The organism is Streptosporangium brasiliense (assembly GCF_030811595.1).
Classification (GTDB): domain Bacteria; phylum Actinomycetota; class Actinomycetes; order Streptosporangiales; family Streptosporangiaceae; genus Streptosporangium; species Streptosporangium brasiliense.
In genome coordinates this window covers 6,579,251-6,603,074 of sequence record NZ_JAUSRB010000002.1, presented here as the reverse complement: position 1 = coordinate 6,603,074, position 23,824 = coordinate 6,579,251, and the positions used below count along the sequence as shown (strand labels likewise).

General features: G+C 70.2%; 21 protein-coding genes. 8 read left to right on the top strand and 13 right to left on the bottom strand.

The window, feature by feature from the left end:
- Positions 1–78: 78 nt before the first annotated feature.
- Positions 79–618 carry a DinB family protein gene (locus J2S55_RS38745; protein ID WP_306871480.1) on the bottom strand — a complete coding sequence of 180 codons (540 nt, stop codon included), beginning with the start codon at positions 616–618 and terminating at the stop codon, positions 79–81.
- Positions 619–988: 370 nt separating this feature from the next.
- On the opposite strand from J2S55_RS38745, the gene J2S55_RS38740 reads away from it, so the two are divergent.
- Positions 989–1,183: a hypothetical protein gene (locus J2S55_RS38740; protein WP_306871478.1), complete on the top strand. Its 195-nt coding sequence runs from the start codon at positions 989–991 to the stop codon at positions 1,181–1,183.
- A 1,439-nt stretch (positions 1,184–2,622) separates the two neighbouring features.
- On the opposite strand, the gene J2S55_RS38735 is transcribed toward J2S55_RS38740, so the two are convergent.
- The 3 genes from J2S55_RS38735 to J2S55_RS38725 all read right to left on the bottom strand — a co-directional run bounded on the left by J2S55_RS38735 (position 2,623) and on the right by J2S55_RS38725 (position 5,740).
- Complete coding sequence (locus J2S55_RS38735; RefSeq protein WP_306871475.1) at positions 2,623–2,850, bottom strand: NUDIX domain-containing protein; 228 nt, start codon at positions 2,848–2,850, stop codon at positions 2,623–2,625.
- Between the two features lie 520 nt (positions 2,851–3,370).
- Positions 3,371–4,246 carry a metalloregulator ArsR/SmtB family transcription factor gene (locus J2S55_RS38730; RefSeq protein ID WP_306871473.1) on the bottom strand — a complete coding sequence of 292 codons (876 nt, stop codon included), beginning with the start codon at positions 4,244–4,246 and terminating at the stop codon, positions 3,371–3,373.
- Between the two features lie 1,101 nt (positions 4,247–5,347).
- Positions 5,348–5,740, bottom strand: coding sequence for a nuclear transport factor 2 family protein (locus J2S55_RS38725; protein ID WP_306871471.1), 393 nt, complete (start codon positions 5,738–5,740; stop codon positions 5,348–5,350).
- Positions 5,741–6,132: 392 nt separating this feature from the next.
- On the opposite strand from J2S55_RS38725, the gene J2S55_RS38720 reads away from it, so the two are divergent.
- On the top strand, positions 6,133–6,951 hold the full coding sequence (locus J2S55_RS38720) for a S1 family peptidase (protein ID WP_306871468.1): 819 nt from the start codon (positions 6,133–6,135) through the stop codon (positions 6,949–6,951).
- A gap of 226 nt (positions 6,952–7,177) precedes the next feature.
- Here J2S55_RS38720 and J2S55_RS38715 read toward each other — a convergent pair whose 3' ends face one another.
- A complete protein-coding gene (locus J2S55_RS38715; RefSeq protein WP_306871466.1) occupies positions 7,178–7,780 on the bottom strand; it encodes a TetR/AcrR family transcriptional regulator in 603 nt (200 codons plus the stop codon).
- Positions 7,781–7,861: 81 nt separating this feature from the next.
- Between J2S55_RS38715 and J2S55_RS38710 the strand changes: the two genes are divergently transcribed.
- Positions 7,862–8,860, top strand: coding sequence for an SDR family NAD(P)-dependent oxidoreductase (locus tag J2S55_RS38710; protein WP_306871464.1), 999 nt, complete (start codon positions 7,862–7,864; stop codon positions 8,858–8,860).
- 29 nt (positions 8,861–8,889) lie between these two features.
- On the opposite strand, the gene J2S55_RS38705 is transcribed toward J2S55_RS38710, so the two are convergent.
- Together J2S55_RS38705 and J2S55_RS38700 are read right to left on the bottom strand one after the other, a co-directional pair.
- A complete protein-coding gene (locus J2S55_RS38705) occupies positions 8,890–9,810 on the bottom strand; it encodes an SGNH/GDSL hydrolase family protein (protein WP_306871461.1) in 921 nt (306 codons plus the stop codon).
- Positions 9,807–10,382, bottom strand: coding sequence for a PadR family transcriptional regulator (locus tag J2S55_RS38700; RefSeq protein WP_306871459.1), 576 nt, complete (start codon positions 10,380–10,382; stop codon positions 9,807–9,809). Before J2S55_RS38700 ends, J2S55_RS38705 begins: the two co-directional genes overlap by 4 nt.
- 238 nt (positions 10,383–10,620) lie before the next feature.
- Between J2S55_RS38700 and J2S55_RS38695 the strand changes: the two genes are divergently transcribed.
- Positions 10,621–11,202 carry a TIGR03086 family metal-binding protein gene (locus J2S55_RS38695; protein ID WP_306871457.1) on the top strand — a complete coding sequence of 194 codons (582 nt, stop codon included), beginning with the start codon at positions 10,621–10,623 and terminating at the stop codon, positions 11,200–11,202.
- Positions 11,203–11,861: 659 nt separating this feature from the next.
- Positions 11,862–12,842, top strand: coding sequence for an MFS transporter (locus tag J2S55_RS38690; protein ID WP_306871456.1), 981 nt, complete (start codon positions 11,862–11,864; stop codon positions 12,840–12,842).
- Positions 12,843–12,983: 141 nt separating this feature from the next.
- On the opposite strand, the gene J2S55_RS38685 is transcribed toward J2S55_RS38690, so the two are convergent.
- From J2S55_RS38685 to cynR, 3 genes are read right to left on the bottom strand one after another with little or no spacing between them, the layout of a single operon-like run.
- Positions 12,984–16,190 carry a DUF7824 domain-containing protein gene (locus J2S55_RS38685; protein WP_306871453.1) on the bottom strand — a complete coding sequence of 1,069 codons (3,207 nt, stop codon included), beginning with the start codon at positions 16,188–16,190 and terminating at the stop codon, positions 12,984–12,986.
- Positions 16,187–17,515, bottom strand: coding sequence for an SWIM zinc finger family protein (locus J2S55_RS38680; protein ID WP_306871450.1), 1,329 nt, complete (start codon positions 17,513–17,515; stop codon positions 16,187–16,189). Before J2S55_RS38680 ends, J2S55_RS38685 begins: the two co-directional genes overlap by 4 nt.
- Positions 17,516–17,556: 41 nt before the next feature.
- Positions 17,557–18,462 carry a transcriptional regulator CynR gene (gene cynR / locus J2S55_RS38675; RefSeq protein WP_306871447.1) on the bottom strand — a complete coding sequence of 302 codons (906 nt, stop codon included), beginning with the start codon at positions 18,460–18,462 and terminating at the stop codon, positions 17,557–17,559.
- A gap of 124 nt (positions 18,463–18,586) precedes the next feature.
- On the opposite strand from cynR, the gene J2S55_RS38670 reads away from it, so the two are divergent.
- The 3 genes from J2S55_RS38670 to J2S55_RS38660 all read left to right on the top strand — a co-directional run bounded on the left by J2S55_RS38670 (position 18,587) and on the right by J2S55_RS38660 (position 20,451).
- Complete coding sequence (locus J2S55_RS38670; protein ID WP_306871444.1) at positions 18,587–19,219, top strand: carbonic anhydrase; 633 nt, start codon at positions 18,587–18,589, stop codon at positions 19,217–19,219.
- Between the two features lie 118 nt (positions 19,220–19,337).
- On the top strand, positions 19,338–19,808 hold the full coding sequence (gene cynS / locus J2S55_RS38665; protein ID WP_306871441.1) for a cyanase: 471 nt from the start codon (positions 19,338–19,340) through the stop codon (positions 19,806–19,808).
- 145 nt (positions 19,809–19,953) lie between these two features.
- Positions 19,954–20,451, top strand: a complete 498-nt coding sequence (locus tag J2S55_RS38660) for a nucleoside deaminase (RefSeq protein WP_306871438.1) — start codon at positions 19,954–19,956, stop codon at positions 20,449–20,451.
- Between the two features lie 158 nt (positions 20,452–20,609).
- On the opposite strand, the gene alc is transcribed toward J2S55_RS38660, so the two are convergent.
- Genes alc through J2S55_RS38645 form a run of 3 tightly spaced genes read right to left on the bottom strand, consistent with a single transcriptional unit; the run spans position 20,610 to position 23,823 of the window.
- Positions 20,610–21,752, bottom strand: coding sequence for an allantoicase (alc, locus tag J2S55_RS38655; protein ID WP_306871435.1), 1,143 nt, complete (start codon positions 21,750–21,752; stop codon positions 20,610–20,612).
- Complete coding sequence (gene allB, locus J2S55_RS38650; protein WP_306871433.1) at positions 21,749–23,089, bottom strand: allantoinase AllB; 1,341 nt, start codon at positions 23,087–23,089, stop codon at positions 21,749–21,751. The genes alc and allB overlap by 4 nt, the downstream gene beginning before the upstream one ends.
- Positions 23,089–23,823, bottom strand: a complete 735-nt coding sequence (locus tag J2S55_RS38645; protein WP_306871431.1) for an aspartate/glutamate racemase family protein — start codon at positions 23,821–23,823, stop codon at positions 23,089–23,091. The genes allB and J2S55_RS38645 overlap by 1 nt, the downstream gene beginning before the upstream one ends.
- Between the last annotated feature and the right edge of the window lies 1 nt (position 23,824).

The window sequence follows — 23,824 nt, the reverse complement described above, 5'->3', positions numbered from 1 at the left end:
GCCTGCTGACCAAGGTGTCCAAGGCCGTCCTGCCCGGCGACGCCGGGGCTTGTGACGATGTGACCGTCCGCGCAGCGGCTACTCTCCGGTGAGCCCGTCTACCGCCTCCCGCAGGAGGTCGGCATGACCGTTGTGCCGCGCGTACTCCTCGATCATGTGGCACAGGATCCATCGCAGACTCGGTGCCCGGCCGTCGGGCCAGGTGCGCCGGGCCCGACGCTCCAGGCCGCCGTCGGCCAGCGCCTCCGCGACCAGGGATCGGGAGCGGGTCACGGCATTCTGCCAGAGCGCATGCAGCTGCTCAGGGGAGTCCTCGGCGGCCGAGTGCCAATCCCAATCGGGGTCGGCCTGCCAGTTCACCGTGTCCCACGGGGGTTGTCGGTCTTTCCCGTGCAGCCATCGAGAAAACCAGTCGTCCTCGACGTAGGCCAGGTGCTTGAGCAGCCCGCCCAGGGTCATCGACGAGGCGCCGACGGTGGCCTTCAGACCGGTTACGTCCAGGCCCGCGCACTTCCACACCAGGGTCGCGCGCTGGAACTCCAAAAAGCCCAGGAGAGTGGTGGTCTCATCGGCTTCGAGGGGAGGTTCCGGGCGCTCCTGCCCGTCCAGGTGGATCATGGACGGTGAGTCTAGGCGTTGAGGCGGCCAGTGGCACCGTCAAGGGATCCGCCAGCCTCGCCACTGCGCTGTTTTGTTACCACCGACTCACCACTCTTATCCGGGGAGAGGCGGATCATAGGAGGCCTGCCCGGGCGCTCTGACCCAGCCTCTGCCCATGCCCGCACGGTACAGAACCGCCCCGATAGCGGCCAGGGGACAGTGAGGCAGGACTCTCTGTCGCCCAAGTGAGCTGGATCCGGCTACAGACGGACTGTCCGATCCGTCAGCGACGTCAACCAACAAGATCGGTGTACGCGGCCCATCACGACCCGCCACGATCCCTCGAACATAGGGACACAGGCGGGGCCCATAAGCCAGAGTCAGAGCCATGACCGAGCGACACGTGACCTTGCTGGGCGGCCCGCTGGACGGAGCGACGGTCCCCGGGCCGGTGGTGGTGACGGATGGCGCTTTGGAGACGGGGGCGTACATGGCCGTCCCTCGGGAGACCTCCCGGGCGGCCTATGAACCTGAGCCCGGGGCCGACCCCTACATCTGGCACTACCGGGGATGGATCGACTGACACACCCAGCGGCCGGTCCTGGGGTGCGTCGCTCGTCGGCGAGTTGCGGCCGCCGCGACGAAAGCCCTGTTCCCGGGCCGGGGGATGGGGATGCGGCCCTGCCCGGCCCTCATCCCGGTGTTGTCGTCCATGAGCTGTCCGATCCGGCTCCGGCCCGTTCGATCCACATCGCGGTACGCGAGACGTCCCTCGGCCAGCCCGCACTCACCGCCCTCCTGAACGCCCTCCATGACCGCCCGCGAGAGGAGGGTCCAGGAGCGCGCCCGGGCCGCCGAGTTCTTCCCCTGGACGGACCCGCCAGGGCCTGGGATTTCCGGTTACCGGGCAGAATTCGGGGTCGACGGCGCGCGTCTTACATGCCACCAGTTCTCCCCAGTCCGCCCGGCAACTCCTTTCGGTCATCCCGAGCTGTCGCATGCAGTCGAGAAATATGATGCCCAGCTCTTGACATGACAGAGGGGAGAGATCTCGCTCGACGCAACTCAGATAATCGGAGCTGAGAGCCGCACAGGTGGACACTCCCGCACCGTCGACGTCGACGCGCGTACACCGGTCGACGACATGGAGAGCGCCCGCGCAGATGATTTCTCCCCAGCGTCCGGATCCTTGCCGGCATTCGGAGACCGTAACGCGTGCCTGCGCGCATCCGGGGGATGCCGAATGCACACCGCGGCACCTCTCGAACACCGGCCGCTCGGCCGCCGCTGATCCGACCAGCGCCGCCATCAACAGGATGGTGGCGCCCAGCATGGCCAGGAGCGGCCGCACACCGCTCCTGAGCGTATTCGATCGCATCGGAATCAATGACAATCAGGTTTGAACTTCGGGTTCAACACGCCCGTATCGCCAGATCGAGCAGAGTCCGTGTAGGTGACCCAGGCACCACAGCCCGGATACTGGTCGCGGAAATCGGAGGATTTACTGTGATCCATTCTGTGCCCTTTGGATGATGGCGTCTCCGACCAGTCCGACGAGGCCGCAGATGGCTTCGGCCTTCTCGTTCTGCGTGACGATGTTACTGAACTCGCAGGGAGTGCTCAGCCCTCTCTCCCAGTCGCCCAGCACGTTCTGCATCAGCCACAGCTCAGGCGCATAGTAGTAGTCCGTGCACTTCAGTACACGACCACCCGCCTACGGCTCACACGGTTTGCTGTCCGGCTTGCCGTCGCAGTAATTGCGCTTCGGATTCGACAGCCACCAGGCGAACTTCTCGGCCCAGCGCTCGGGTCGGCGTCATAGGACGCAAAGTAGCTCTGTGTAATCGCATGTCAGTGTCGACAGACTCTTCTGTCGACACTCCACCGGGAAACTACGAGGTCGCAGGTAGTGAGCATCAAGAATTCGTGCCGAGAATCAACGTCGGTGAACGGGCCGGTGAGCGGATTCCGACAGGCACCGGCGAGCTGTCCTGACCTGGGAATACGCCCCTACATTGCGGTCTATGACACCGACCCGAGCGGAAGGCCTACAACATGTCCCAGCTCCTCCCGTAACTCCCGGGCAGCCGCCTGCTGCGGGGTTTCCTCGGGATCGATAGCGCCTCCCGGTATGAGCCACGCGTAGAAAGGGTCCTCCACCTGGAGCGACAAGCCTCGGTAGAGCAGAAGCCGATCGACGTGGTCGATCAGCAGTACACGGGCTGATGACCGAGCGATCATCTTGTACATAGAAACGATCATATGGAGGGCGGCGCCACCGGCCAGCACACTCGAAAACTCGCTCGACAGAGGAAGTCGCGAGTTCCAAACCTCATTTAAAGGCCACGGCTTGACTCCTTAGGCAGATCGGATGCCTGCGCATGCCGTATACCCCGCCGGAGCCCGCGCCCGCCCCGCGGACCAGCGCTCCACACTCCCGGCCGAGCCATCCTTCTGGGAGGGAATGCACCTGGACCTGACCGGCGCCACCCGCATCGACTCCGACCTGACCGGCGGCCATGTCACCGAGGCCGTCTTCGACAGGGCGACCTTCACCGGGTCCACCAGGTTCAACGCGGCGACCTTCACCAAGAATACCGAGGGCGGCCCGGCGCGGCCCGCCCTCACCGTATTCCGGTGGCCCCCTCAAGAGGTCCGTTGGATTCCGCTCCATTACCGCCGGGACCCCAGGCCCCGGTGCGCCTGCCCGAGCGCGTCACCAGGGGTCCCGGTAGCAATGATGCCGTACCCCGGCGTTGCCGGTGTTGTTTCAGTCCGCGGCGATGGCCGCCACGAGCTTGTCGAGGCTCTGGCCGTAGCCGATCTCGAGGCCCGCGATGAAGTCCGCGGATTCGACCGTGCTGTCGGTGATCCGGAAGCGGACGTCGAGTTCCGTGCCGGTGTCGGTGGACCGAAGGTCCAGGTGGATGTGGGCGGTGAAGGCAGGGCTGCCGTCGGCAAGCAGCGGGGAGAGCCGGTAGGCCAGGTGCTCGCCGGCGCGTACGTCCTCGACGACTCCCTGCGCGCGCCCGACGACCAGCTCGGATTCCTCGACGACTTCCTGCGCGCGCCCGACGACCAGGTCGACACCCTCGACACCCTCGAGAACCTCGAGAACCTCGGCGTCGCGGTACCCCTGGACGATCCGTCCGCCCGGTCGCGCCTCGAAGACGAGCTCGGAGACGCGCAGGTCGTCGGGCGTCCACCAGCGGGCGAGCAGGGGGGCCTCGGTCAGGTGGCGCCAGACCTCCTCCGGGCGCCCCGCCAGCGACCGGTGGAACGTGAACGAGCGGCCGTCGGCCCACCCTGGCTCCTGGGCGGCGAGCCGCTCCGCGTGGAGGTTGTGCCTGTAGCGGTCGTAGGTCTCGTGCGGGCCGCTGATCTGGTCGGTGGTGTCGGCCAGTTGAATGAGCGCAGCCGCCAGCTCCCGCAGGGGTGCGGTCTGGAGCGCGTAGATTCGGCGCTGGCCGGAGCGCTGGGAGGCGACGACGCCGGCACGCTCAAGGGCTTGTAGGTGCTTGGTCGTCTGTGACTGGCGTGCCTCGGCGAGTTGGGCGAGGACCCCGACCGGCCGGGGCCGCTCGGCCAGCAGGCCTACGAGCTGCCAGCGGGTCGGGTCGGCCAGTGCGCTGAAGAGTATGTCCATACCGAGGAATGTGACCAGAGAAAATATTCTTGTCAAGGAATATCTTTGGACAGGGGGATACGGTCGGCCGGTATCGGGCAAGCCGGGTTCGGAAGGACGCCCTCCCCGGCGCCGCAGAACCGCCGTCCAGGCGCGAGGACCCGCCTCGAATACGGGTCCCAGTAGCAACGGCGCAGGAAACAGCGGATACGCAGGTCAGCGGCCCACCTTCCAAGCTGTGCCGGAAAGACCTCAGGGCACGCGGGCGCGAGACCGGTGAGGCCTGCTCGGCTCCGTCGCGACCCTCCGGAGGCCGGGCCATGCGCGGCGCGGATCGCATTACGGCCATGGTCGGTCGCCGACGGTTCCGCGCATGTTCCGCCGCGCTGTATCGGGCAGAGCTGTTGTCCTGTCCGGTCAGCCCACCGAGCCCTGCGCTCGGGTCGCCGCGACCATCCGAATGGTAACTCAGAGTTACATTTCCGATCTGGTGCGCGTGGTCACGGCTGGGGGTGCTGCCGGCAACCGCGTCATCCTGGATCACCGAGAACGCGGCGGACAGCACCGCGGCGGAAGCGTTTCGGGGCCCGCCCGTCACGCTCCCTCGGTGCCGGACCGCCCGGACGACCACATCGCCGGCCAGGCGCCTCCCAGACAGGAGCCGCTGGCGGGGGCCAGTGGTCAGTGAGATCCATGGGCGAACACCCCGGCGTTCGATGTAGGCGAAGGCGTCCTGACGCGACAGCTTGGGATCGACCCACAGGACTATCCGGCCGCTCCCGGATGCCCCATCACCCCGGATGACCTTCCTTCTGCTCGTCCCGCATTAGCTTCTGGTCACTCAGAGCTACCTTGCGGCCGGTCGTACGGACCCGAGCGGTGGGCCTTGAGCGGCACGGTGAGCAGCATCCGGCCGCCGGCGCGGCGCGACTGTCGGCTCTCCGCCCGGGTCGGCGTCACAAGCCTCAAAGTAGCGAGAAAGACCAGGTCAAAGCCTTAGCGCGGGCGCAACAGGGACATCGGCTGTCGAGGCTGGAGGCGATACCGCGCGAGGCAATCGCGCCGGTGCTGCCAACAAGCCGGACCGGCACATCCGCCTGGACGCCCGCGCCCGAGCAGGGATCACGCCTTGATCGCGGTTCCTTGGGCGGAGACGAGGCGCCAGACGCCGAGGGCATCGGCGGCGTAGACGTGGGTGTAGCGGCTTCCGGCGCTGAACGTGGCACCGTCGGGGTTGGTGAAGTTCATGCCGGTACGCCCAACGACGATGCCTACTGTGCCAATGACCCGGACGATCGCCTCGTCCGGGAACGAATGGATCTGCGGGAACCGGAGAGAGCCGGAGGCCATCAGGTCCAGCACGATCTTCCTGTCGGCGACAGCCCCGTCCTCGACTCCGACCAGAACGAAGTCGTCTGCCAGCAGCTCCTCCAGCACGGCAAGATCGCCGGCCACCAGGGCGTCGAAGAAGCTCTGGTCGCGCTTGAGGAGGATGTCCCGATCCATGTTGCTCATGCTGCGACGATAAACGTTGACGCCGGTGACAAGGTCAAACCAACCCCGGAGGGCGCCTTCGACCCCTTCATGGATCTTGAGGCGAGCTGTTGATGCCTTGATGTTCGATTTTTCGGGTCGTAATGCATTTCTTGGACTCCTCCGAGGCGTACGGCCCCGCCCCTCGCCGACCCGGAGCGCGATCCGGGGTGCTTGGCCATATCCGCCCGGCCCGGCCATGCGCGAGGGGCGAGGGCGAGGCCGACTTCCTGCGGGTCGCGCGGCGTTGGGTGCATCCACCCCGGTCAGGTGGGGTTAGCCCTACCGCATGTTGGCCTGCTGGCATGATCACCCCAACGAAGCCGGACATATAGCTTCATAACGCAATAAACAACCAATGAAGGGCTTCACTCGTGTCTGGCACCACCTCGTTCCGCCGTATCGTCTCCCGCTCCGCCGTCGTCGCGCTGGCCGGCGCGGCCTGCCTCGCGCTCACCGCCGGGAGCGCTGGAGCGATCATCAACGGCTCCGAGCCCACCGAGTCCTACCCCTTCATGGCGGCCATCCCGACCACGGCCCCCCTCATGGGCCTGACGGACGGCAACTGCGGCGCGGCCCTGATCAACCCGCAGTGGGTCGTGACCGCGGCGCACTGCCTCGACATGGAGATCGGCTCGATCCCGGAGGGGACGGTGCGCATCGGGAGCGACAAGCGGACGTCCGGCGGAACCGTCCGCAAGATCGCACAGGCGTTCCTGCACCCGGACTACGCCCAGAATTTGCCGAACAAGAACGACATCGCGCTGATCCGCCTGGACCGCCCGGTCAGTGTCAAGCCCATCAAGATCGCCGATCAGGCGGACAGGCCCGGCACGCCGACCCGGATCATCGGCTTCGGCATCACCGAGTCCAGCACCAACCCGGCTGACTGGAAGATGGCCAAGAAGCTGCGCCAGCTCGACACCCGCCGCGGCGCGGTCTCCGAGTGCGGCCCCGGCTTCGCCGATGACACCCGCCTGTGCACGGTCAGCCAGAAGCCCAAGGCCATGGCCTGCAACGGCGACTCCGGCGGCCCCCAGATCCAGCGCGGCCGCGGCGGCCGGTGGGAACTCATCGGCGTCACCTCCGGCCCCGGCGCCAAGAGCCCCTCCTGCGAGCAGGGTCCCGGCCTCTACACCAACGTGCCCGCCTACAGCGACTGGATCAACAAGACCATCCGCACGAACAGCTGAGCCGCGGTACGGCAGGCCCGGTGACGGACCGGGCCTGCCCATGCGGCGGCTGGGGGCCGGCAAGCGCTCGAACCCTGCCGATGATCGGCTCCATCCTGGTCAACCCGGGTGGCCCGGGAGCGTCGGGCGTGGAGGACGTCCAGGCGGACGGCATCAGCGGCAGCTTCTCCGCCGCCGTGCGCCGCCGCTTCTCGGCCCGCCTGCCCAGGTCGGCCGCGATCATCCGTCAGGTGACGGATCGCGCCACCAAGGCAATGGCCCGCCGCATGGCGTTCCGTACCTCGTCGGGCCCGTCGCCGCGCTCCAGCGCCGTCAGCGCGGAGGCGCTGACGGCGCCCACCGCCGCGCCGACCAGGGCGGAGGCGAGGATCGTGTCGAGCCTGTCGGAGAACGCCCGCTGCAGCGCCTGGGCCAGCTCGGCCTGCGTCGTGAGGTACCGCTGCAGCAGCCGGGCCTGTAGCGCCGGCACCGAGGCCGCCAGCCGGGCCCGGAGCGCGGCGAGCCCACTGGACAGGTCGCGGTCCCAGGCATTGACGATCATCTGGTCCATCGCCCGCACCAGCACCTCGGGCAGCGGTTCCTCGGCGCGGCGCTCGCCGATCGCCTGCAGCGCCAGGTCGACGCGCACGTCGGCGTCGGCCAGGAGCACGTCCTCCTTGGTCTGAAAATGCAGGAAGAAGGTTCGCGGGGACACCTCCGCGGCGTCGGCGATCTCGGCCACGGTCACCTGGTCGTAGCCCTTGTCATCGAACAGGCGCACGGCCGCCTCGATCAGCGCCTGCCGGGTGCGGTGCTTCTTCCGCTCCCGCAGTCCGCGATTCTCCACCATGTCGGCCACTCTACTTCATCTCATGAATTTATGCATATAGTGAATCACTGCAGAGACTGCAGTCATTGAAGGGGTGGTCCCGTGGGAAGTCTGGACGGACGCGTCGTCATCATCACCGGAGCAGGGCGCGGCATCGGGCGGGAGGAGGCGTTGCGCTTTGCCGCCGAGGGCGCCAAGGTCGTCGTCAACGACCCCGGCGTCGCCATCGACGGCACGGGCGGGGACGCCGGCGTGGCCGCAGAGGTGGTCGAGGAGATCATTGCCCGCGGCGGGCAGGCCGTGGCCAACACCGACAGTGTCGCCAGCTGGGACGGGGCCCGCCGCATGGTGGAGACAGCCCTGGAGTCCTTCGGCGACCTGCACGTCGTGGTCAACAACGCCACCATCGAACGGAACATGGGCCTGGCCGACCTGTCGGAGGAGGACTTCGACGAAGTCGTAGCGGTGAAGTTGAAGGGCACCTTCGCGGTGACGCACTGGGCGGCCCGCCACTGGCGCCACCGGTTCCGCGCGGGGGTCCGCGCTGACCGCGCCGTCGTCAACACCTCCTCCGGCTCCGGACTGCTCAACCCGCTGCCCGCGCAGGTCTCCTACGCGTCGGGCAACGCCGGGGTCGCGGCGCTGACCATCGTGGCAGCCCTGGAGTTGGGCCAGTACGGCGTGCGGGTCAACTGCATCTCGCCCTCGATGGCCCGCACCAGGCTCACCCTCGGTGTTCCCGGCATGAGTCAAGACCCGTCGACGAACGGGTTCGACCCCCTGCACCCGGCCGCCAGCGCGCCTGTTGCCGCCTACCTGGCCAGCGCGGCCTGCCCGCTCACCGGCCAGGTGCTGTCGGTGCGGGGCGGGACGGTCGCGGTCAACCGCGGCTGGTCGCTCGGCGGCCACATCCACAAGGACGGGCCGTGGAGCGTGGATGAGCTGGCCGAGAAGGTGAAGGAGCTGTCGATGGACGACCCGTTCGACAAGCTCGCCCAGGCCCTGACCGGCGCGCTCGGCGTCATCGGACGCGCCCAGCTCCAGGAGATGATCAATACCCTGCTGGACCAGGGAGGCCGGTCCGGCACGGCCTCCGCCTGACGCGACGAGCCATGCCCTGGACCGCATGCTCAGGCCCGTGGCCCAGGGCGGATGGCGTCCGCTCCGACCTCTCCCGGCGGCACGACCTGCCGTCCCCCCGGCGTGGGCGCCGGCACCTCTGAGCCCGCCGCCGGTCCGGCCGAGGGAGCGGGCTGCGGCGCCGTGCTGGGGCTCGCGGCCGGCTGGGCCCATGGTGTGAGCTCCGGGCGCTTGGCCGTACGGCCGTCGCCCGAGGAGCGGCCGCGGAGGCGGCGGCCGATCCATGGGCCCGCGAACGTGGCGAACCAACGCAGCTCGGCCGCCGCCACCCGCCACGCCGCCGCCAAGGGCAGGGGCGGGAAGGGCAGCATCCACGTGTCGTCGCTGCCGGGCAGGCCGAGGGAGTGGGCCATGGCGGCGGCGATGCGGGCGTGACCCGCCGGGCTCGCGTGCAGCCGGTCCGTGCCCCACATGCGCGCGTCGGTGACGAACTCCATCGCGAACGTGTCCACCACCGTGACCCCGTGGCGGGCCGCGGCGGCGCGGATGCGGGCGTTGAGGTCGAGCACCTTGGGCCGGAGCGGACGGGCTATCGGGGCGATCTTCCCGATATCTGGAAAAGTCACGGTAACCACATGTGCGCCCGACTCGGTCAGGGCGGCGTACATCTCCTCCAGCACCTCCGCCACAGCGGCGGGCTCGCAGCCGGGACGGATGAGGTCGTTCATGCCCGCCATGACCGTGGCAAGGTCGGGGCGCAGCGCCAGCGCGGGGGCCAGTTGCTCGGAGCGGATCTGGCCCGCCAGCCGGCCACGGACCGCGAGGTTGGCGTACAGGAGGTCGGGGTTGGCGCGGGCCAGGTGCTCGGCGAGGCGGTCGGCCCAGCCGCGGTGGCCGGTGATGTCGTCGCCGTCGCCGAGGCCCTCGGTCTGACTGTCGCCGAGCGCGACATAACGCATGTAGACGGTCATGAGGTCTCCCTTCCGGCTCGGGCCATGCGCTCGCCGAGCGTCCGTGCCGTCTCCAGGCACCAGGCGCGGGTCTCGCGCTCCAACCTGCATCCCGCCAGGCAGGACAGGTAGGGGCCGACGTGCTCGCCCTGGCGCAGGAACGTCTCCTCGTCCAGCTCGCCGCGCAGGCGCAGCAGGAGCTGCTCGAAGACCTCCAGCTTGGCGGCGGCCTCCAGGGCCCGGTCGTGCAGCTGCTCGATCACCGGCGCGGGGTCGAGCAGGTCGACGGCGTGCACCTTGACGGCCAGGTCGTCGCGGATGAGCAGCGGCTTGGCCGGGGTGGCGGCGAAGGCGGCCAGCTCGCCGAGCCCGGCCTCGGTCACCTTGAACACGCGCTTGTTGGGGCGGCCTCGCTGGACCACCTCCCGGCCCGTGACCAGGCCGTCGCCCTCCAGCTTGGTCAGCTCGGCGTAGAGCTGCTGTGGGGCGGCGTACCAGAAGTTGGAGACGCCGATGTCGAAGAGCTTGGTGAGCTGGTATCCGCTGTATTCGCCGTGGAGCAGCGCCGCCAGCACCGCGTGTCTGAGGGCCATCGGCTTAATACTCATGGATATGAGTAGTCATGAAGAGGACTATAGGCCGACGGACACCTCGGCGCTAGAGGGCCGCCACGCGGCGCAGGGCCCGGCCGCCGCTTTCCCCGGCGTCCTGGAACTGACGGCGCCGGACCGGGGCCATAGACGATCATCGAGCCGTCGTGCGTGGCGGGATCTTGTCGTAGGCCCCTGTCCTGTAGTGTCCCCGGCCATGACGATGGAAAAGGAAGTGCTCATGAGCGAGATCGCTGCCCGCTACCGGAGCCGCGCCGAGATCTTCGCGGCCAAGGTCGCCGCCGTCCGCCCCGAGCAATGGTCCAACCCCTCCCCGTGCGAGGAGTGGACCGCCAGAGAGGTGGTCGGCCACATCGTCGACATGCACGGCGTGATGCTCCGTCCCCTCGGCCGGTCGCTCACCCCCGCGCCCACCGTCGAGGAGGACCCGCTCACCGCCTTCGTCTGTGCGCGTGCCGATGTCGAGGCCCTCCTGTCCGATCCGGTGACCGCCGCGCGTGAGGTCGACACCCCGACGGGGCGGCTGTCGGTCGAGCAGCACATCGACCAGGTTGTCAGCGCCGACATGGTCCTGCACGGCTGGGACCTCGCCCGCGCCGCCGGACAGGACGACACCATCGACCCCGTCGAGGTCAAGGCGATGTGGCCCAAGGCCCAGCAGATCCCGGAGGAGATGCGCACCCCCGGCGCCTTCGGCCCCGGCATCGTCGTCTTCGGCCCCGAGGTGAAGGTCCCCGACGACGCTCCACTCCAGGACCGATTCCTCGGCCTCCTCGGCCGCGACCCCCACTGGTCCGCCTGAGTCGAGGACCTCAGGGCTCTACGGCCAACGCCTGCACGCAGCCTCCCCCCGAGGCGCCTCCTCCAAGGCCGGCATCCCAAACGTGGCGCGGCCCGGCGCGACGATATGCGAGCGCGGGAAGCCATCATCGCCGAGATCCTGCCCGCCGGCGGCTTCGGCGCCCGCTACGTGGAAACGCCGCAGCCCGTCTGGATCTGAGCCCCTGAGCAGACCAGCCGCTCATCCAACCATCCGCACCGAACGCCCCGCCCACACCGCGGGAGCGCTCGCACCCTCAAGGGGTGCCGGTCATATCTGGCCGAGTTTTCTCGCTTGCTGTCCGGCCACTGTTCACGAAGTGCTGAGCCGGCCGTACGCCACGCTTTGGGCCTCGTTCGCCGGCCTGCGTCGATGGCTGGTAACGGAGATTTCCGACCGGCTATGACCGCGACCCGGTCACAGCCGCCCAGACCACCCAACCATGATCAGCTTCGCTGATGACCCCAGTTCCCTGATCCTCGAGCGGGCGCAGCAGTGATCTCCGCGGATGAATTCGGTTGCGGTGGGATCGGTGGGCTTGGTGGGGTGTCTGCATGGACGGTGCCACTGAGCAGGTGCAACGGGCGAGAACTGGAAGACGTACGATCACTCGTCAACCGGCTCCGTGGCACAGGCTTGCGGTGCTCGGGGCTCTGATGCTGGCCGCCCTCACCTTCAACACCGCGGAGAACCTACCGGTCGGCCTCCTGGAGCTCATCTCCGATGACCTACGGGTGTCCCTGTCAGCGGTCGGCCTCCTGGTCACCGGTTACGGCGTGACGGTGACCATCGCATCTGTGCCGATCGTCCAGGTCGTCCGCGCCGTACCCCGACGCCATGTGCTCACGGGACTGCTGGCCGCGCTCGTGGTGTCCAGCCTCGTTGCGGCGCTGGCCACCTCCTACTGGCTGCTCCTCGCGGCGCGGCTGCTGACCGCGCTCGCCCAGGCGCTGTTCTGGGCCGTGATGGGGCCGGTCGCGGTGGGCCTGTTCGCGCCCGAGGTCCGGGGCCGTGTGGTCGGGGCGCTGTCCGTCGCCGGTTCGCTCGCCCTCGTGCTTGGTGTTCCCGCTGGGACCTGGTTGGGCCAGCGGAGCAACTGGCAGGTGCCCATCGCCCTGCTGGCGGCTCTGGGGCTTGTCTCCCTGGTGACGATCGCCGTTCTGCTGCCGACTTCGCACCCGGAAGAAGAGCCCGCCGCCTACGCGACCAGTCCCGACGTGCGGCGGTTCACGACGGTGCTGGCGGCCGGAGCCTTGTCCGCCACCGGGGCGTTCACGGGATACACCTACATCGTGATGTTCCTGGAAGACGTGAGCGGGTTCTCCTCGGGCACGGTCAGCGTCCTGTTCGTGGGTTTCGGTGTCGCGTGTCTGGCCGGGGTGAGCATCACCGGGGCGTTTCTGGACCGTTTTCCGCTGTCCGCGCTGGCTACCGCCGTGGCGACGCAGGCGGTGGGCATGCTCGGCCTGTACGCGTTCGCCGCTCATCAGGGGGCGGCGGTGGTGTTCCTGATGCTGATGGGCGGTGCACTCGGGCCGGTGTTCATGACCACGCAGAACGCGATGCTGCACTACGCGCCGGGCCGCACGGACATCGCCCTCGCAGCGAACTCCGGCGCCTGATGAGCCGACCACCGCCCTCGACCGCGTCGGCGTGGCCGAGGGCGCCCGCAGCCGGTGTCTACGGCGAGTGAGCGGGGCAGGCTTCCGAGGCGTCGTGGTCGAGCACGGGATCCCCGATCTCGGTACGGATGTCGTCAGAGGTCATGACGTGGCTCCGGCGAGCTGGGCGTGAAGCCGCTTGCACTCGTGGACGAAGCGGATCGTCCGGCGGCTGCGCGCGAACTCGGCGACGACCGGGATCTCCCCACGCGCGCCGGTCCAGCGTGCCACGTCGGCGGCGAAGGCGACGAGTTCGGTGTGGGTCACGGTGATGCGCTGCCCCTCGCCCGGCAACATCCCGGGCAGCAGAGCGCGCAGGATGCGCCACACCTCGTGGTGGCCGCCGGCGTCGGCCAGCTCGGTCAGGGCCGCGATGGCGGGGCGGGTCTCCTGCCAGGTGCGGCGCAGCACCAGCGCGAGCTGGCGGCCGATCGCCTCGGCGGGCAGCTCGCCCCTGGCGGCCATGCTCAGGACCAGCGGGATCATGTCAGGCACGCTGCCGGCCAGGAGAAAGGCGAGGATCACCGCCGTGGACTCGCCCATCGGGCCCTGGGCGATCTCCAGGCCGGTGATCTCCGTGGGCGTCACCCCCACGCCCCAGCGGCCGCGCAGCAGGAAGGGCAGGAAGTTGACGGCCACGACCTCGCGGTGCGAGGGCAGCATGGCGGGCCACGCCCGGAGCGTGCCGCCGAACTCGTCGACCGTCCAGTCGAACGGCTGACGCAGCAGCACCTCGTCGATCAGCCGATGGCCGGTCGGGGCCGTCACCCGCAACACCGGCTGCAGCCTGACCTCGGTGAAGTGCTCCGGTTCGCCGTCGCCGAACTCGACCATGGACGCGCCCACCATGTGGCGCCACACGTGGCCGCACTCAGGGTCGGCCATGCCGTCACCGGCGAGCCAGCGGGCGGCCGAGCGCGCCGCCTCCGAGTCGACCTTGGCGGCCCGGTCGGCCGCGGCCTGGTGGCTGCCCCGGGGCAACCGCAGCAGCGCCTGCGCCAGGTCGGCCAGGGGCGGCTCCACTCCGGCGGCGGCGCAGGTCTCCAGCCGGCCGACCAGCACGTCGGGGTCGAGGTGGCCGCTCATCCAGGTCGGCGTGGCCAGCAGCACGGGCGGCAGGGTGCCGTTCCGGAGGGCCTCGGCGAGTTCCGCGTAGCGGTGCAGCAGGAAATCGTGGGGCGGGGAGACGCGATTGGGGCGGGGCAGCCGGTTGCGCCGCCGCCACTCGTCGTGCTCGGGCAACTCCTCGGGCATGAAGGAACGCAGCCGGGGTGGGATGAAGACGACGGTCACCTGTACGAGTGGCTCGCCCGGGTCCGGCGGGGGCACCGGGTCTCCCGCTCGCATCGCCGCGATCCGGGCGGGGTCCACGCCCAGCTCGGCCATGCGCTCGTAGGCGTGGTCGAGGATGAAGGACGGCATGGCCTCCTCGGAGTCGTCGTACGGGACGCCAGGCCTCGCCCGCGCCGGACGGAGGCGATCCGGCAGTCTGTCGTCGTGGATCTCCTCGTCCTCGTCGTCGGCGCCGAAACGCCCCGGCTGCTCGACGTCGGTGGGGGAGCCGTACAGGTGGATCCGGCCCCTGGCGAAGGGGATCTGCCGGTCGCCCTCGTGGGCCACCGCCCCGTCCGGGCCGTCGTCGCTGGTCCAGGTGATGAAGAAGGCGCGCAGCGGGGTGTCGTCGTCGAGGTAGCGGCCAGGCCGGTAGGCACCGCTTATTATGAGCCGCCGGGGCGACGGCTCCGGGTCGGGCTCCTCGCCACGGGTGAGGGCGCGCACTCTCACGGAGTGGCTCGCGTCGTCCCAGAACTTCTCCGGCCCGATCGGCGGCAGCTCCGGCACGCTGCCGGGGGTGACGAGCTCGGCGGACAGCGCCGACTGCCAGTCGTCGGGGTCGAGGCGCACCTCCCTGGACCGCCAGTAACCCTGGTCCTGCTCGACGTGGGGCTTGAGCTTGCGGCGCAGTTTCGCCCGGTCGTCGGCGATCCCGGCGACGAAGGCCGCCAGCCAGCGCTCTTGGCCGATCCAACGCTTGTGGTAGTCGGGGGAGATCGACGGCTCGGGGAACCGCCGCGCCTCCGGCAGCTCGGGCAGCGGCGGGAACTCCTTCTGCTCCAGCAGTTCCTCGACCGGGATCTCCCCGCCGAACTGCTCGGCCAGCTTCGCGCCCAGGTCGGCGGGGAGGTGGCGGACGCCGTCGAGGATCGCCCCGGTGTGGTCGGCGAACAGGTCGGCGTATTTCAGGGTCAGCTCGGCCGCGCGGTTGCGCACGTCGAAGGACTTGTGCGCGTACGCCGTGGTCAGCGCGGTCACGAAATCGGCGGCCGCCTCGGGCGTGGCCCGGATCGCCTGGTCGAGCCAGCGCAGGCCCGTGGCGGCGAGCTTGGCCTCGTCCCGGAAGGTGAGCGCGTCGACCGCCTCGACCAGGTCGGCGTGGTCGAGCGGCATCGCCCCGCGCACCTGCCCGGCGGCCAGCTCGGCGACCGTGCCCGGAGCCGACGGCAGCAACCGCAGGTAGTCGCGCAGGCGGGGCGCGGACTCTGCGGGCGTGGGGTCGAGGAGCATGTGCAGCCGGACGAAGAACCGCAGGTCCTGCGCCTCGCCGCCGCGCAGGAAACGGCTCACGCAACCGTCGAGCACCTGCTCCCTGGGCAGCTTGCGGGCGGCGGCCAGCCAGCGGGTCGGCCGGGGCTCCAGCCGCTCGTCACGGAGGGCGCGGCCCGCGCCGTCGGCGTCGAAGACACGGGGCAGCAGCACGGCGGTCAGCGGGTCAGCGGGCACGCTCGGCGCGGCCAGCCAGGCGGCCACCAGCGGGTCGTGGTCGGGCGGCACGGCGCCGGACTCGCGCAGCAGCGCCACGGCCAGCGGCGCGATGCGGTCGGCGGGACGGCGCACCCGCTGGGCCAGCCGGACCGCGACATCGCGACGCCACTCCAAAGGGCGGGCGGCCGCCACCCGGCACACCTGGGCGACGTTGGGCTCTTCGGCCCAGCGGCGGTTGACGTCGCGGCCGGTCATCCACGTCACGGCGGCCGCCGGACCGGTGATGACGCCGACACCGGTCAGCAGCAGCGCGCCGGCCAGTGTGTCGAGCAGGTCGCCGACCTCCCAGGAGGCCATCTCCTCGAAGTCGTCGGGGTGCTCGGCGCGCACCTGCTCGGTGCGGACGCGGCGCAGCTCCTTGACCAGGCCGGGCAGCCGCCCGCCCAGCTCGGCGCGCTCCTGCTCGGTGAGCGTGACCAGCCGGTCGGCCAGGCGGGTGACCTGGTTGCGGGTGATCAGGTCGCAGATCTCCGTCCAGAGGGTCATCGGGAGACCTCCACGGCGGCGCGGGCGACGATCCGGGCGGCCAGCACGTGTTTGCACGGCCCGCGGGAGCCGCGATGGTCCCACCACCACTCGCAGGTGCAGGATCCGTCGGCCGGCGAGACCCGGCGCGCGCCGCCCGAGGTATGGACGGTGGCCAGCTCGCCTTCGAGGTGCACGGCGCCCGCCTCGACGAGCTTGCGCGCCTTGGCCAGCCGCGGGTTGAGCAGGATCACGTTGTCCTTGTCATAGGGCAGCTCACGGTGGAAGTGGGCGGCCTCCGACAGGTCGTAGCCGACCCGGCCGGCGACGCCGAGCTGCGTCAGCGCGGCCCGCACCCGGTCGGCGGGCATGCCCGCGCGGTCGGCCAGCAGGCCGATCTCGACCTCGGGCTCGAAGTTGAGCAGCATGCCCACCACGTCGGCGTCGTTCTCGGCCTCGTCGGTGGCCAGGTCGTCGAGCACCGCGCCCTCGCCGGAGAAGCCGCGCCAGCTCTCGGGCGAGAGGGCGAGTGTGTAGCGCATGCCCGGCAGCTCCAGCTCCCAGGCGCTGGAGGCGGCGTCGGCCGGGCCGTACACCCGGAGGGACTTCGCGAAGCGCAGCAGCGGCAGGAGGGTGCCGAGCCGGTTGGGGCCGGAGAGCCGGACCGAGCCCGGAACCTGACGGTCGGAGACCTTCAGCTCCCGCCCCGCCTGCGCCACCCACACCGTGCCCTTCCTGGGCAGCCCGCGCAGGAACCGCACCGCCGCCATGCCGGTCAGCTCACCGCGCTGGTCCATGCCCGAGGCGATGACCTGCACCTCGGCGAAGCCGCGTAGCCAGCGCTCGGGCAGCGGCACCTTCTTCTCCACCACCGCTCCGTCCATCGTGGTCACGACCAGTTCGTCGAGCCCGACCCCCAGGTGCAGCGGGTCACGCGCGCCGATGCGCGCCAGCGCCTCCCGGAGCGGCGCGTTCACGTCGACGTTGGTGGTGCCCCGCTCGAACACCTCGCCGTCGAGCGCGCCGTTCAGCAGGTCAAGCCGGGCGTACACACCGCCGCAGGCCGAGAACGACTCGAACCGCAACCGGTCTCCATTGCACGTCACCACCGGGTCGCGCACCCAGCCGGGCCGCGCCTGCGGCTGGTGGTAGCGGGCCAGCGCCACGTCGGCGACGCCGAGCAGGGCCGCCGCGGCGGGGGCCGCCTGGGTCACCACGCCGCTGAAGAACCGGGGGGCCACGGCCGGGCCGGACAGGGCCCGCCCGCCGGAGGTCGCCAATCCGAGACGACCGTCGACAAGAGAGGAGGGCGCGGCGTACGTGTACGCCTGCGTCGCTGAAGTCATGGCCGGGACACTAGATCACTCCACCGACAGACCGGCGCGGCTCAGGCGGGAGCGTACCCACGTGCACGGACATGGTCGCCGATGACGGCGCTGAAGGCGCGGGCGGCGGCGCTCTGGTAGGCGTTCTCCCGCCGCAGCAGGGTGACGGTGCGGGTGGGCAGGGCCGGTGCGAGCGGGATCGGGCTCAGGCCGGGGTGGTCGTGGGTGACGGCGTCGGGGAGGACGGTGGCGGCGGAGCCGCGCTGAACGATTTCGATGAGGGCCTGGACGGAGTTCGCCTCCACCACGATGCGGGGGCTGACGCCCTGCCGCCTGAAGTAGGCGTCGATGTGCCCTCGGGTGGCGAACTCGCCGCTGAGGAGCGCGAGTCGCCGCGTGGCGAGATCTCGGGCGGGCATCGGCCGGAGGTGCTCGCCGTCGGAGTCATGGGCGCTGACCACGAGGCTGAGGGTCTCCACGAACAGGGCGGTGCCGCCGATGCCGGGCAGGTAGTGATCACAGAACGCGATTCCGAGATCGAGCTCGTCGGCCAGCAGTCCCGACTCGATGCGGTCTTGCGTCATCTCCTTGATGTCCAGGGTGATGCCGGGGTGGCGGGCATGCATCTCGGCGATCAGCGGCCCGATGAGATAGGCGGTGAACGTCGGGGTCGCCGCCAGCCGCAGGTTGCCGCGGGACAGGTCGGCCACGTCGAAGACGGCCCGTTCGGCGGCGCTCAGGTCTCGCAGGGCACGCCGGGCGTAGTGGACGTACGCCTCACCGGCGTCGGTGAGGCGCACGCTGCGGCCGCTCCGGTCCAGCAGTTGCACGCCCACGGCCCGTTCCAGCTGCTTGATCTGCTGAGAAAGGGTGGGCTGGGAGATGCGCAGGTCTTCGGCGGCGCGGGTGAAGTTGCCGTGCTCGGCCACGGCGATCAGATAGCGCAGGTGACGCAGTTCCGGGGCCACGAGGACAACTATAGGCGACAACTATGGAGATCATGGTTAGTTCGTCTTGGACACTATCGCCGCACGTCATGCATGGTGGATTAGGTCAGCCCAAGAGGCCGCCTCCAATCGAAGGGAGTGAACCATGCAGGATCTCGAAGAGGGAGTCGCACGTTTCCAGCGAGACGTCTTCCCGGCCAAGACGGAGCTCTTCACGCGCCTGGCCACCGCCCACCAGCCGGCGACGCTGTTCATCAGTTGCTCCGACGCCCGTGTGGTACCCGAGCTGATCACCCAGAGTGAGCCTGGCGAGCTGTTCGTCATCCGCACCGCCGGCAACCTCGTGCCCGCCTACGCCCCCGGCTCCGCTGACGGTGTCGCCGCCGGCATCGAGTACGCCGTCGCCGTGCTGGGCGTCTCCGACATAGTGGTGTGCGGGCACTCCGGCTGCGGCGCGATGACCGCCCTGGCCGACGGTCTCGACCCGGCCGCGCTTCCCGCGGTCGCCGAGTGGCTGCGGCACGCGGACGCCTCCCAGCCTCGCACTACGACCACGACCACGACCACGGAGACGGGCGCGGAGACGGGCGCGGGCAAGGTGGCCGCGCTGGTACGGCAGAACGTGCTCACGCAGCTGGCGAACCTGGCCACCCACCCCTCGGTGGCGCACGCCCTGGCCGGGAAGACGGTCACCCTGCACGGCTGGATCTACGACATCGGCACCGGGACCGTGGCAGAACTCGACGCCACCGGCCGTCCCTCCGCGCTCGCGGTCTGACCTCCAAGCCCCACGCCTGACGTCCCGTCACCGTCCGGCACCCGGAAATCACCAGGCAGCACGGAGACCTGCCGGTTCCCCGCCACTCCGGACCGGCCCGTAGGAAAGGAACACTCCCATGGCACACGCCCAGTTCGACCCCACCGCCCGTCAGGCCCTGGCCGCAGCCGCCGTCGAGGCGAAGACGCGGAAGGACCTGACCTGGCAGCGGATCGCCGACGCCGCCGGCCTGTCGGTCGCCTTCGTCACCGCCGCCGTCCTCGGCCAGCACGCCCTGCCCGAGGCCGCGGCGAAGGCGGTCGCCGAGCTGCTCGGCCTGGACGACGACGCGGTGATGCTGCTGCAGACCATCCCGACCCGCGGCTCCATCGTCGGCGCCGTCCCCACCGACCCGACCATCTACCGCTTCTACGAGATGCTCCAGGTCTACGGCACCACGCTGAAGGCCCTTGTCCACGAGCAGTTCGGTGACGGGATCATCAGCGCGATCAACTTCAGGCTCGATGTGAAGAAGGTCGCCGACCCCGAGGGCGGCGAGCGCGCTGTCATCACCCTCGACGGCAAGTATCTGCCCACCAAGCCCTTCTGAACCGGACCGCGAGACCCGGCCCGGGCCGGACAGGACCCCTTCACCGCATCCGGCCCCACCCCCTTCCCCGACCGTTCCCCGTCCGGCTTTCCGCCCTCCGCCGGCTCGCTCGCCGGAGGCCCCCGCTTCTCACCGAGGACTTCTCATGGACATCGCACAGCGCACCGTCGACATCGCCCGCCAGAACGTCACCGAGGGCGGCCGCCCGTTCGCGACCGTCATCGTCAAGGACGGCGAGATCCTCGCCGAGAGCGCGAACAAGGTCGCCCAGACCTCCGACCCGACCGCGCACGCGGAGATCCTCGCCATCCGCGAAGCGTGTATGAGGCTGGGCACCGAACACCTGACCGGCACCACCATCTACGTCCTGGCGCATCCCTGCCCGATGTGCCTGGGATCGCTGTACTACTGCTCTCCGGACGAGGTCGTCTTCCTCACCACCCGTGAGGCCTATGAGCCCCACTACGTGGACGACCGCAAGTACTTCGAACTCGACACCTTCTACTCCGAGCTCGCCAAGGACTGGGCCGAGCGGCGCTTGCCGATGCGCTACGAGCCGCACGGGGCCGCCGTCGACGTCTACCGCCTGTGGCAGGAGCGCAACGGCGGTGAGCGGCGGGTGACCGGCGCCCCCACCGCCTGAGCACCCGTCGCCCCGTCCGACCGAGCTCCCGGCGGATGTCGCCGCCTCGCCGCCGGCGGGCCCCGGCGTCACGCGGCCCCCGCCACCTCCTCATCGGGGCCGACGCGTGATCACCTGGTCTCCGAAGTGGGCACGCCGGTGAGCCCTGCCGGACGGAGTCATCCCGACAAGGTGGAGAGCACCGTCGAAGGCAGCACGCCGCCGGCGGCGAACGGCCGTCGGCGGAGGAGGTCCTCGGCTGTCTCCGAGGGGACGCCGGCCCCGCCGAGAACCTGGACGGCGTGTTCGGCGGGGAGCAGATCGAGCCAGCGCAGCACGGCCCCATGGTGGGCGTCGGCGACCACCTCACCATGCACCCGGAGCCTGGCCAGGCCTCCGTCGGGGAAGACGTCCAGCCGGACGTGCGTCACCGGCGCGGCCGACGCCGAGCGGAAGAAGTGCCGGGTGTCCGGCTGCAGCCGCGTCTTCGGAACCAGGTCGAACCATTCCGCGCCCTCGTCCAGATGATCGCCATCGGTCCCGCGCAGCGAGGCCCAGCCGGCCGCGTTGCCGACGAAGTACGACGTGTCGATCTCGACCCGGCGGATCCGGCCACGGGCGGCCAGCCTGATCGTCACGTGGTCGTTGCCGCCGTCGCGGCGGCGGGCGTTCTCCCAGCCGTCGCCCATGATCCTGGCCCTGCCGGGCAGCAGCAGCTGCACCGGCGAGGAGTAGAACGTGTTCGAGCAGGCCACCACGTCGCCGCCGTGTTCCAGCGCGGCCAGGTCGATCGTGCCGTCCATGAACCGGGGGTCCGGCACCGGCTCACCGTGCACCCGGAACCGGGCCACCCCGCCGTCGGGGTAAATGCTCAGCCGGACATGCGTCCAGCGCCGCCGGTCCGCCACCTCGAACGCGTTCTCGGTGTCGCCCTTGATCGCGCTCTTCTCGACGATCGTCTCCCAGCTCGCCCGCTCCAGCTCGGCCGGTGACGGCGCCCCCTCGACGCTGGTCGCCTCCACCGAGGCGTAGGGCGGATAGTTGCCCTTGAACCAGGCGGTGTCGATCACCACGCCGTGCACCACGCCCGGGACGCCGAGCCGGACGATCGCGTGGTCGTTCCCGGGCTCGCGCCGGCGACGGGTCTCCCAGCCGTCGTACACCTTGCCCTTGTGGCCGAAGTCCTCCGTCGAGAAAACCGACGGCTCAGGCTTGATCAAGTTCTCGCGCTCGGCGAACAACTCGTCGTTGGCGTACACCACGCTACCGGCCAGCGCACGCGAGGCCAGGTCCGGAAGCCGGGTGAAACCGTGGGTGGTCATGCTCCTCCTCTGTTGAGCAGCCGGCCCTGCGGCGGGCTGTCGATGTCGATCGGTACGCCGCGCAGCCAGCTACCGCGGACCACACCCGCGAGCGGCCGGCCATGGTAGGGCGTGACCGGGTTGCGGTGGTGCAGCCGTTCCCTGTCGACCACGGACACCTCGTCGGGCGCGAACACGCAGAAGTCGGCCTGGTAGCCCGGCTCGATCCGGCCTTTGCGAGGCAGCCCCACCAGCTCCGCAGGGCGTTCGGCCATCCAGCGCACCACGTCGGTCAGCGTGTGGCCGCGGCGCCGGGCCTCGGTCCACACCGCCGGCAGGCCGAGTTGCAGCGACGCGATGCCGCCCCAGGCGACGCCGAAGTCACCGACGTCGAACCGTTTGAGCTCCGGTGTGCACGGCGAGTGGTCGGACACCACGCAGTCGATCGTGCCGTCGGCAAGCCCTTGCCAGAGCGACTCGCGGTTCGCCGCCTCCCGGATCGGCGGGCAGCACTTGAACTGGGTGGCGCCCTCGGCGATCTCCTCCGCGCTGAACGTCAGATAGTGCGGGCACGTCTCCACGGTGATCCGGACGCCGTCGCGCCGGGCCGACCGGATCATCGGCAGCGCGTCCGAGCTGGACAGGTGCACGATGTGCGCCCGGCAACCGGTCCGGCGGGCCAGCTCGATCACCTGCGCGACCGCGAGATTCTCCGCGCCCCGCGGCCTGGAGCGCAGGAAGTCCCGGTAGCTCGCGCCGTGCGCGGCCGGGGCGTGGTCGATCACGTGCGGGTCCTCGGCGTGCACGATCATCAGTGCGTCGAACGCCCCGATCTCCCGTAACGCGTCCGCCAGCTCGCCCGGTTCCAGGTGGGGGAACTCGTCCACGCCGGAGTGCAGCAGGAAGCACTTGAATCCGAACACGCCCGAGTCGTGCAGCCCGCGCAGTTCGCACAGGTTGCCCGGTACGGCCCCGCCCCAGAAGCCGACGTCGACGTACACCCGTCCCTCGGCGGTCTTCCGCTTCGTCCGCAGCGCCGCGACATCGGTGGTCGGCGGAATGCTGTTCAGCGGCATGTCGATGATCGTCGTGACACCGCCGGCCGCTGCCGCCCGGGTGGCGCTCCCGAAGCCCTCCCACTCGGTCCGGCCGGGGTCGTTCACGTGCACGTGGCTGTCGACGAGGCCGGGCAGCAGCACCTCGTCGTCACCGAGCTCGACCACCTCGGCGGCCTCGAGGTCCGCGTCCAGCGGCTCGACCGCGATCACCGTCCCGCCCCGTACGCCGATGCTGCGCGCCACCTCCCCGGCCGCGGTGACCACTCGACGGGCCCTGAACAGCACGTCCAGCTCGGCCATCAGACGACACCTCCATTGTCGATCGGCCACCCGGTCACGGTCTTGGGCCGTGGCGTCGCGTAGGTGCGGACCTTGCTCGTGGTGAGGCCGAGCCGGACGAGCCCCTCGGCGAGGGCGACCGCGGCGGCGACGCCGTCGACGACGGGTACCCCGGTGGCGGCGGTGATCTCCCGGCCGAGGCTGGCCATTCCGCCACAACCAAGACAGATCACCTCAGCTCGGTCGTCGACGACGGCTTTCCAGGCCTCGGCGACGATCGCGTCGACGGCCCGGCCGGGATCCTCCTCAAGTTCGAGGACCGACAACCCGCTGGCCCGGATCGACGCGCACCGGTCGGCCAGCCCGGCGAGCCGCAACCTGTCCTCGATCTGCGGTACGGCGCGGTCCAGCGTCGTGACGACCGAGTACGTGCGGCCGATCAGCATCGCGACCTGCGCGGCCGCCTCGGTGATGTCCACCACGGGTACGTCGAGCAGCTCCTGCAGGCCCTCGCGGCCGTGCTCGCCGTATCCGGCCTGGATCACCGCGTCGTACGGCTCGGCGTACCGGACGACCCGGTCCATCACGGCGACCGCCGCCAGATAGCTCTCGAAGTTCCCCTCCACCGACTCCGGCCCGAACGACGGGGTGAGCCCGACGATCTCGACGCCTGGCGACGCGTACGCCGCGGCCTGCGCACGGATCGTCTCGGTCATCGACGCGGTGGTGTTCACATTCACGATCAGGATGCGCATC

Excerpts from the sequence above, each read along its gene's own strand:
- J2S55_RS38745 (WP_306871480.1), bottom strand. The coding sequence starts at position 618 with ATGATCCACCTGGACGGGCAGGAGCGCCCGGAACCTCCCCTCGAAGCC.
- J2S55_RS38740 (WP_306871478.1), top strand. The coding sequence starts at position 989 with ATGACCGAGCGACACGTGACCTTGCTGGGCGGCCCGCTGGACGGAGCG.
- J2S55_RS38735 (WP_306871475.1), bottom strand. The coding sequence starts at position 2,850 with ATGTACAAGATGATCGCTCGGTCATCAGCCCGTGTACTGCTGATCGAC.
- J2S55_RS38730 (WP_306871473.1), bottom strand. The coding sequence starts at position 4,246 with ATGGACATACTCTTCAGCGCACTGGCCGACCCGACCCGCTGGCAGCTC.
- J2S55_RS38725 (WP_306871471.1), bottom strand. The coding sequence starts at position 5,740 with ATGAGCAACATGGATCGGGACATCCTCCTCAAGCGCGACCAGAGCTTC.
- J2S55_RS38715 (WP_306871466.1), bottom strand. The coding sequence starts at position 7,780 with ATGGTGGAGAATCGCGGACTGCGGGAGCGGAAGAAGCACCGCACCCGG.
- J2S55_RS38705 (WP_306871461.1), bottom strand. The coding sequence starts at position 9,810 with ATGACCGTCTACATGCGTTATGTCGCGCTCGGCGACAGTCAGACCGAG.
- J2S55_RS38700 (WP_306871459.1), bottom strand. The coding sequence starts at position 10,382 with ATGGCCCTCAGACACGCGGTGCTGGCGGCGCTGCTCCACGGCGAATAC.
- J2S55_RS38695 (WP_306871457.1), top strand. The coding sequence starts at position 10,621 with ATGAGCGAGATCGCTGCCCGCTACCGGAGCCGCGCCGAGATCTTCGCG.
- J2S55_RS38685 (WP_306871453.1), bottom strand. The coding sequence starts at position 16,190 with ATGACCCTCTGGACGGAGATCTGCGACCTGATCACCCGCAACCAGGTC.
- J2S55_RS38680 (WP_306871450.1), bottom strand. The coding sequence starts at position 17,515 with ATGACTTCAGCGACGCAGGCGTACACGTACGCCGCGCCCTCCTCTCTT.
- J2S55_RS38670 (WP_306871444.1), top strand. The coding sequence starts at position 18,587 with ATGCAGGATCTCGAAGAGGGAGTCGCACGTTTCCAGCGAGACGTCTTC.
- cynS (WP_306871441.1), top strand. The coding sequence starts at position 19,338 with ATGGCACACGCCCAGTTCGACCCCACCGCCCGTCAGGCCCTGGCCGCA.
- J2S55_RS38660 (WP_306871438.1), top strand. The coding sequence starts at position 19,954 with ATGGACATCGCACAGCGCACCGTCGACATCGCCCGCCAGAACGTCACC.
- alc (WP_306871435.1), bottom strand. The coding sequence starts at position 21,752 with ATGACCACCCACGGTTTCACCCGGCTTCCGGACCTGGCCTCGCGTGCG.
- allB (WP_306871433.1), bottom strand. The coding sequence starts at position 23,089 with ATGGCCGAGCTGGACGTGCTGTTCAGGGCCCGTCGAGTGGTCACCGCG.
- J2S55_RS38645 (WP_306871431.1), bottom strand. The coding sequence starts at position 23,823 with ATGCGCATCCTGATCGTGAATGTGAACACCACCGCGTCGATGACCGAG.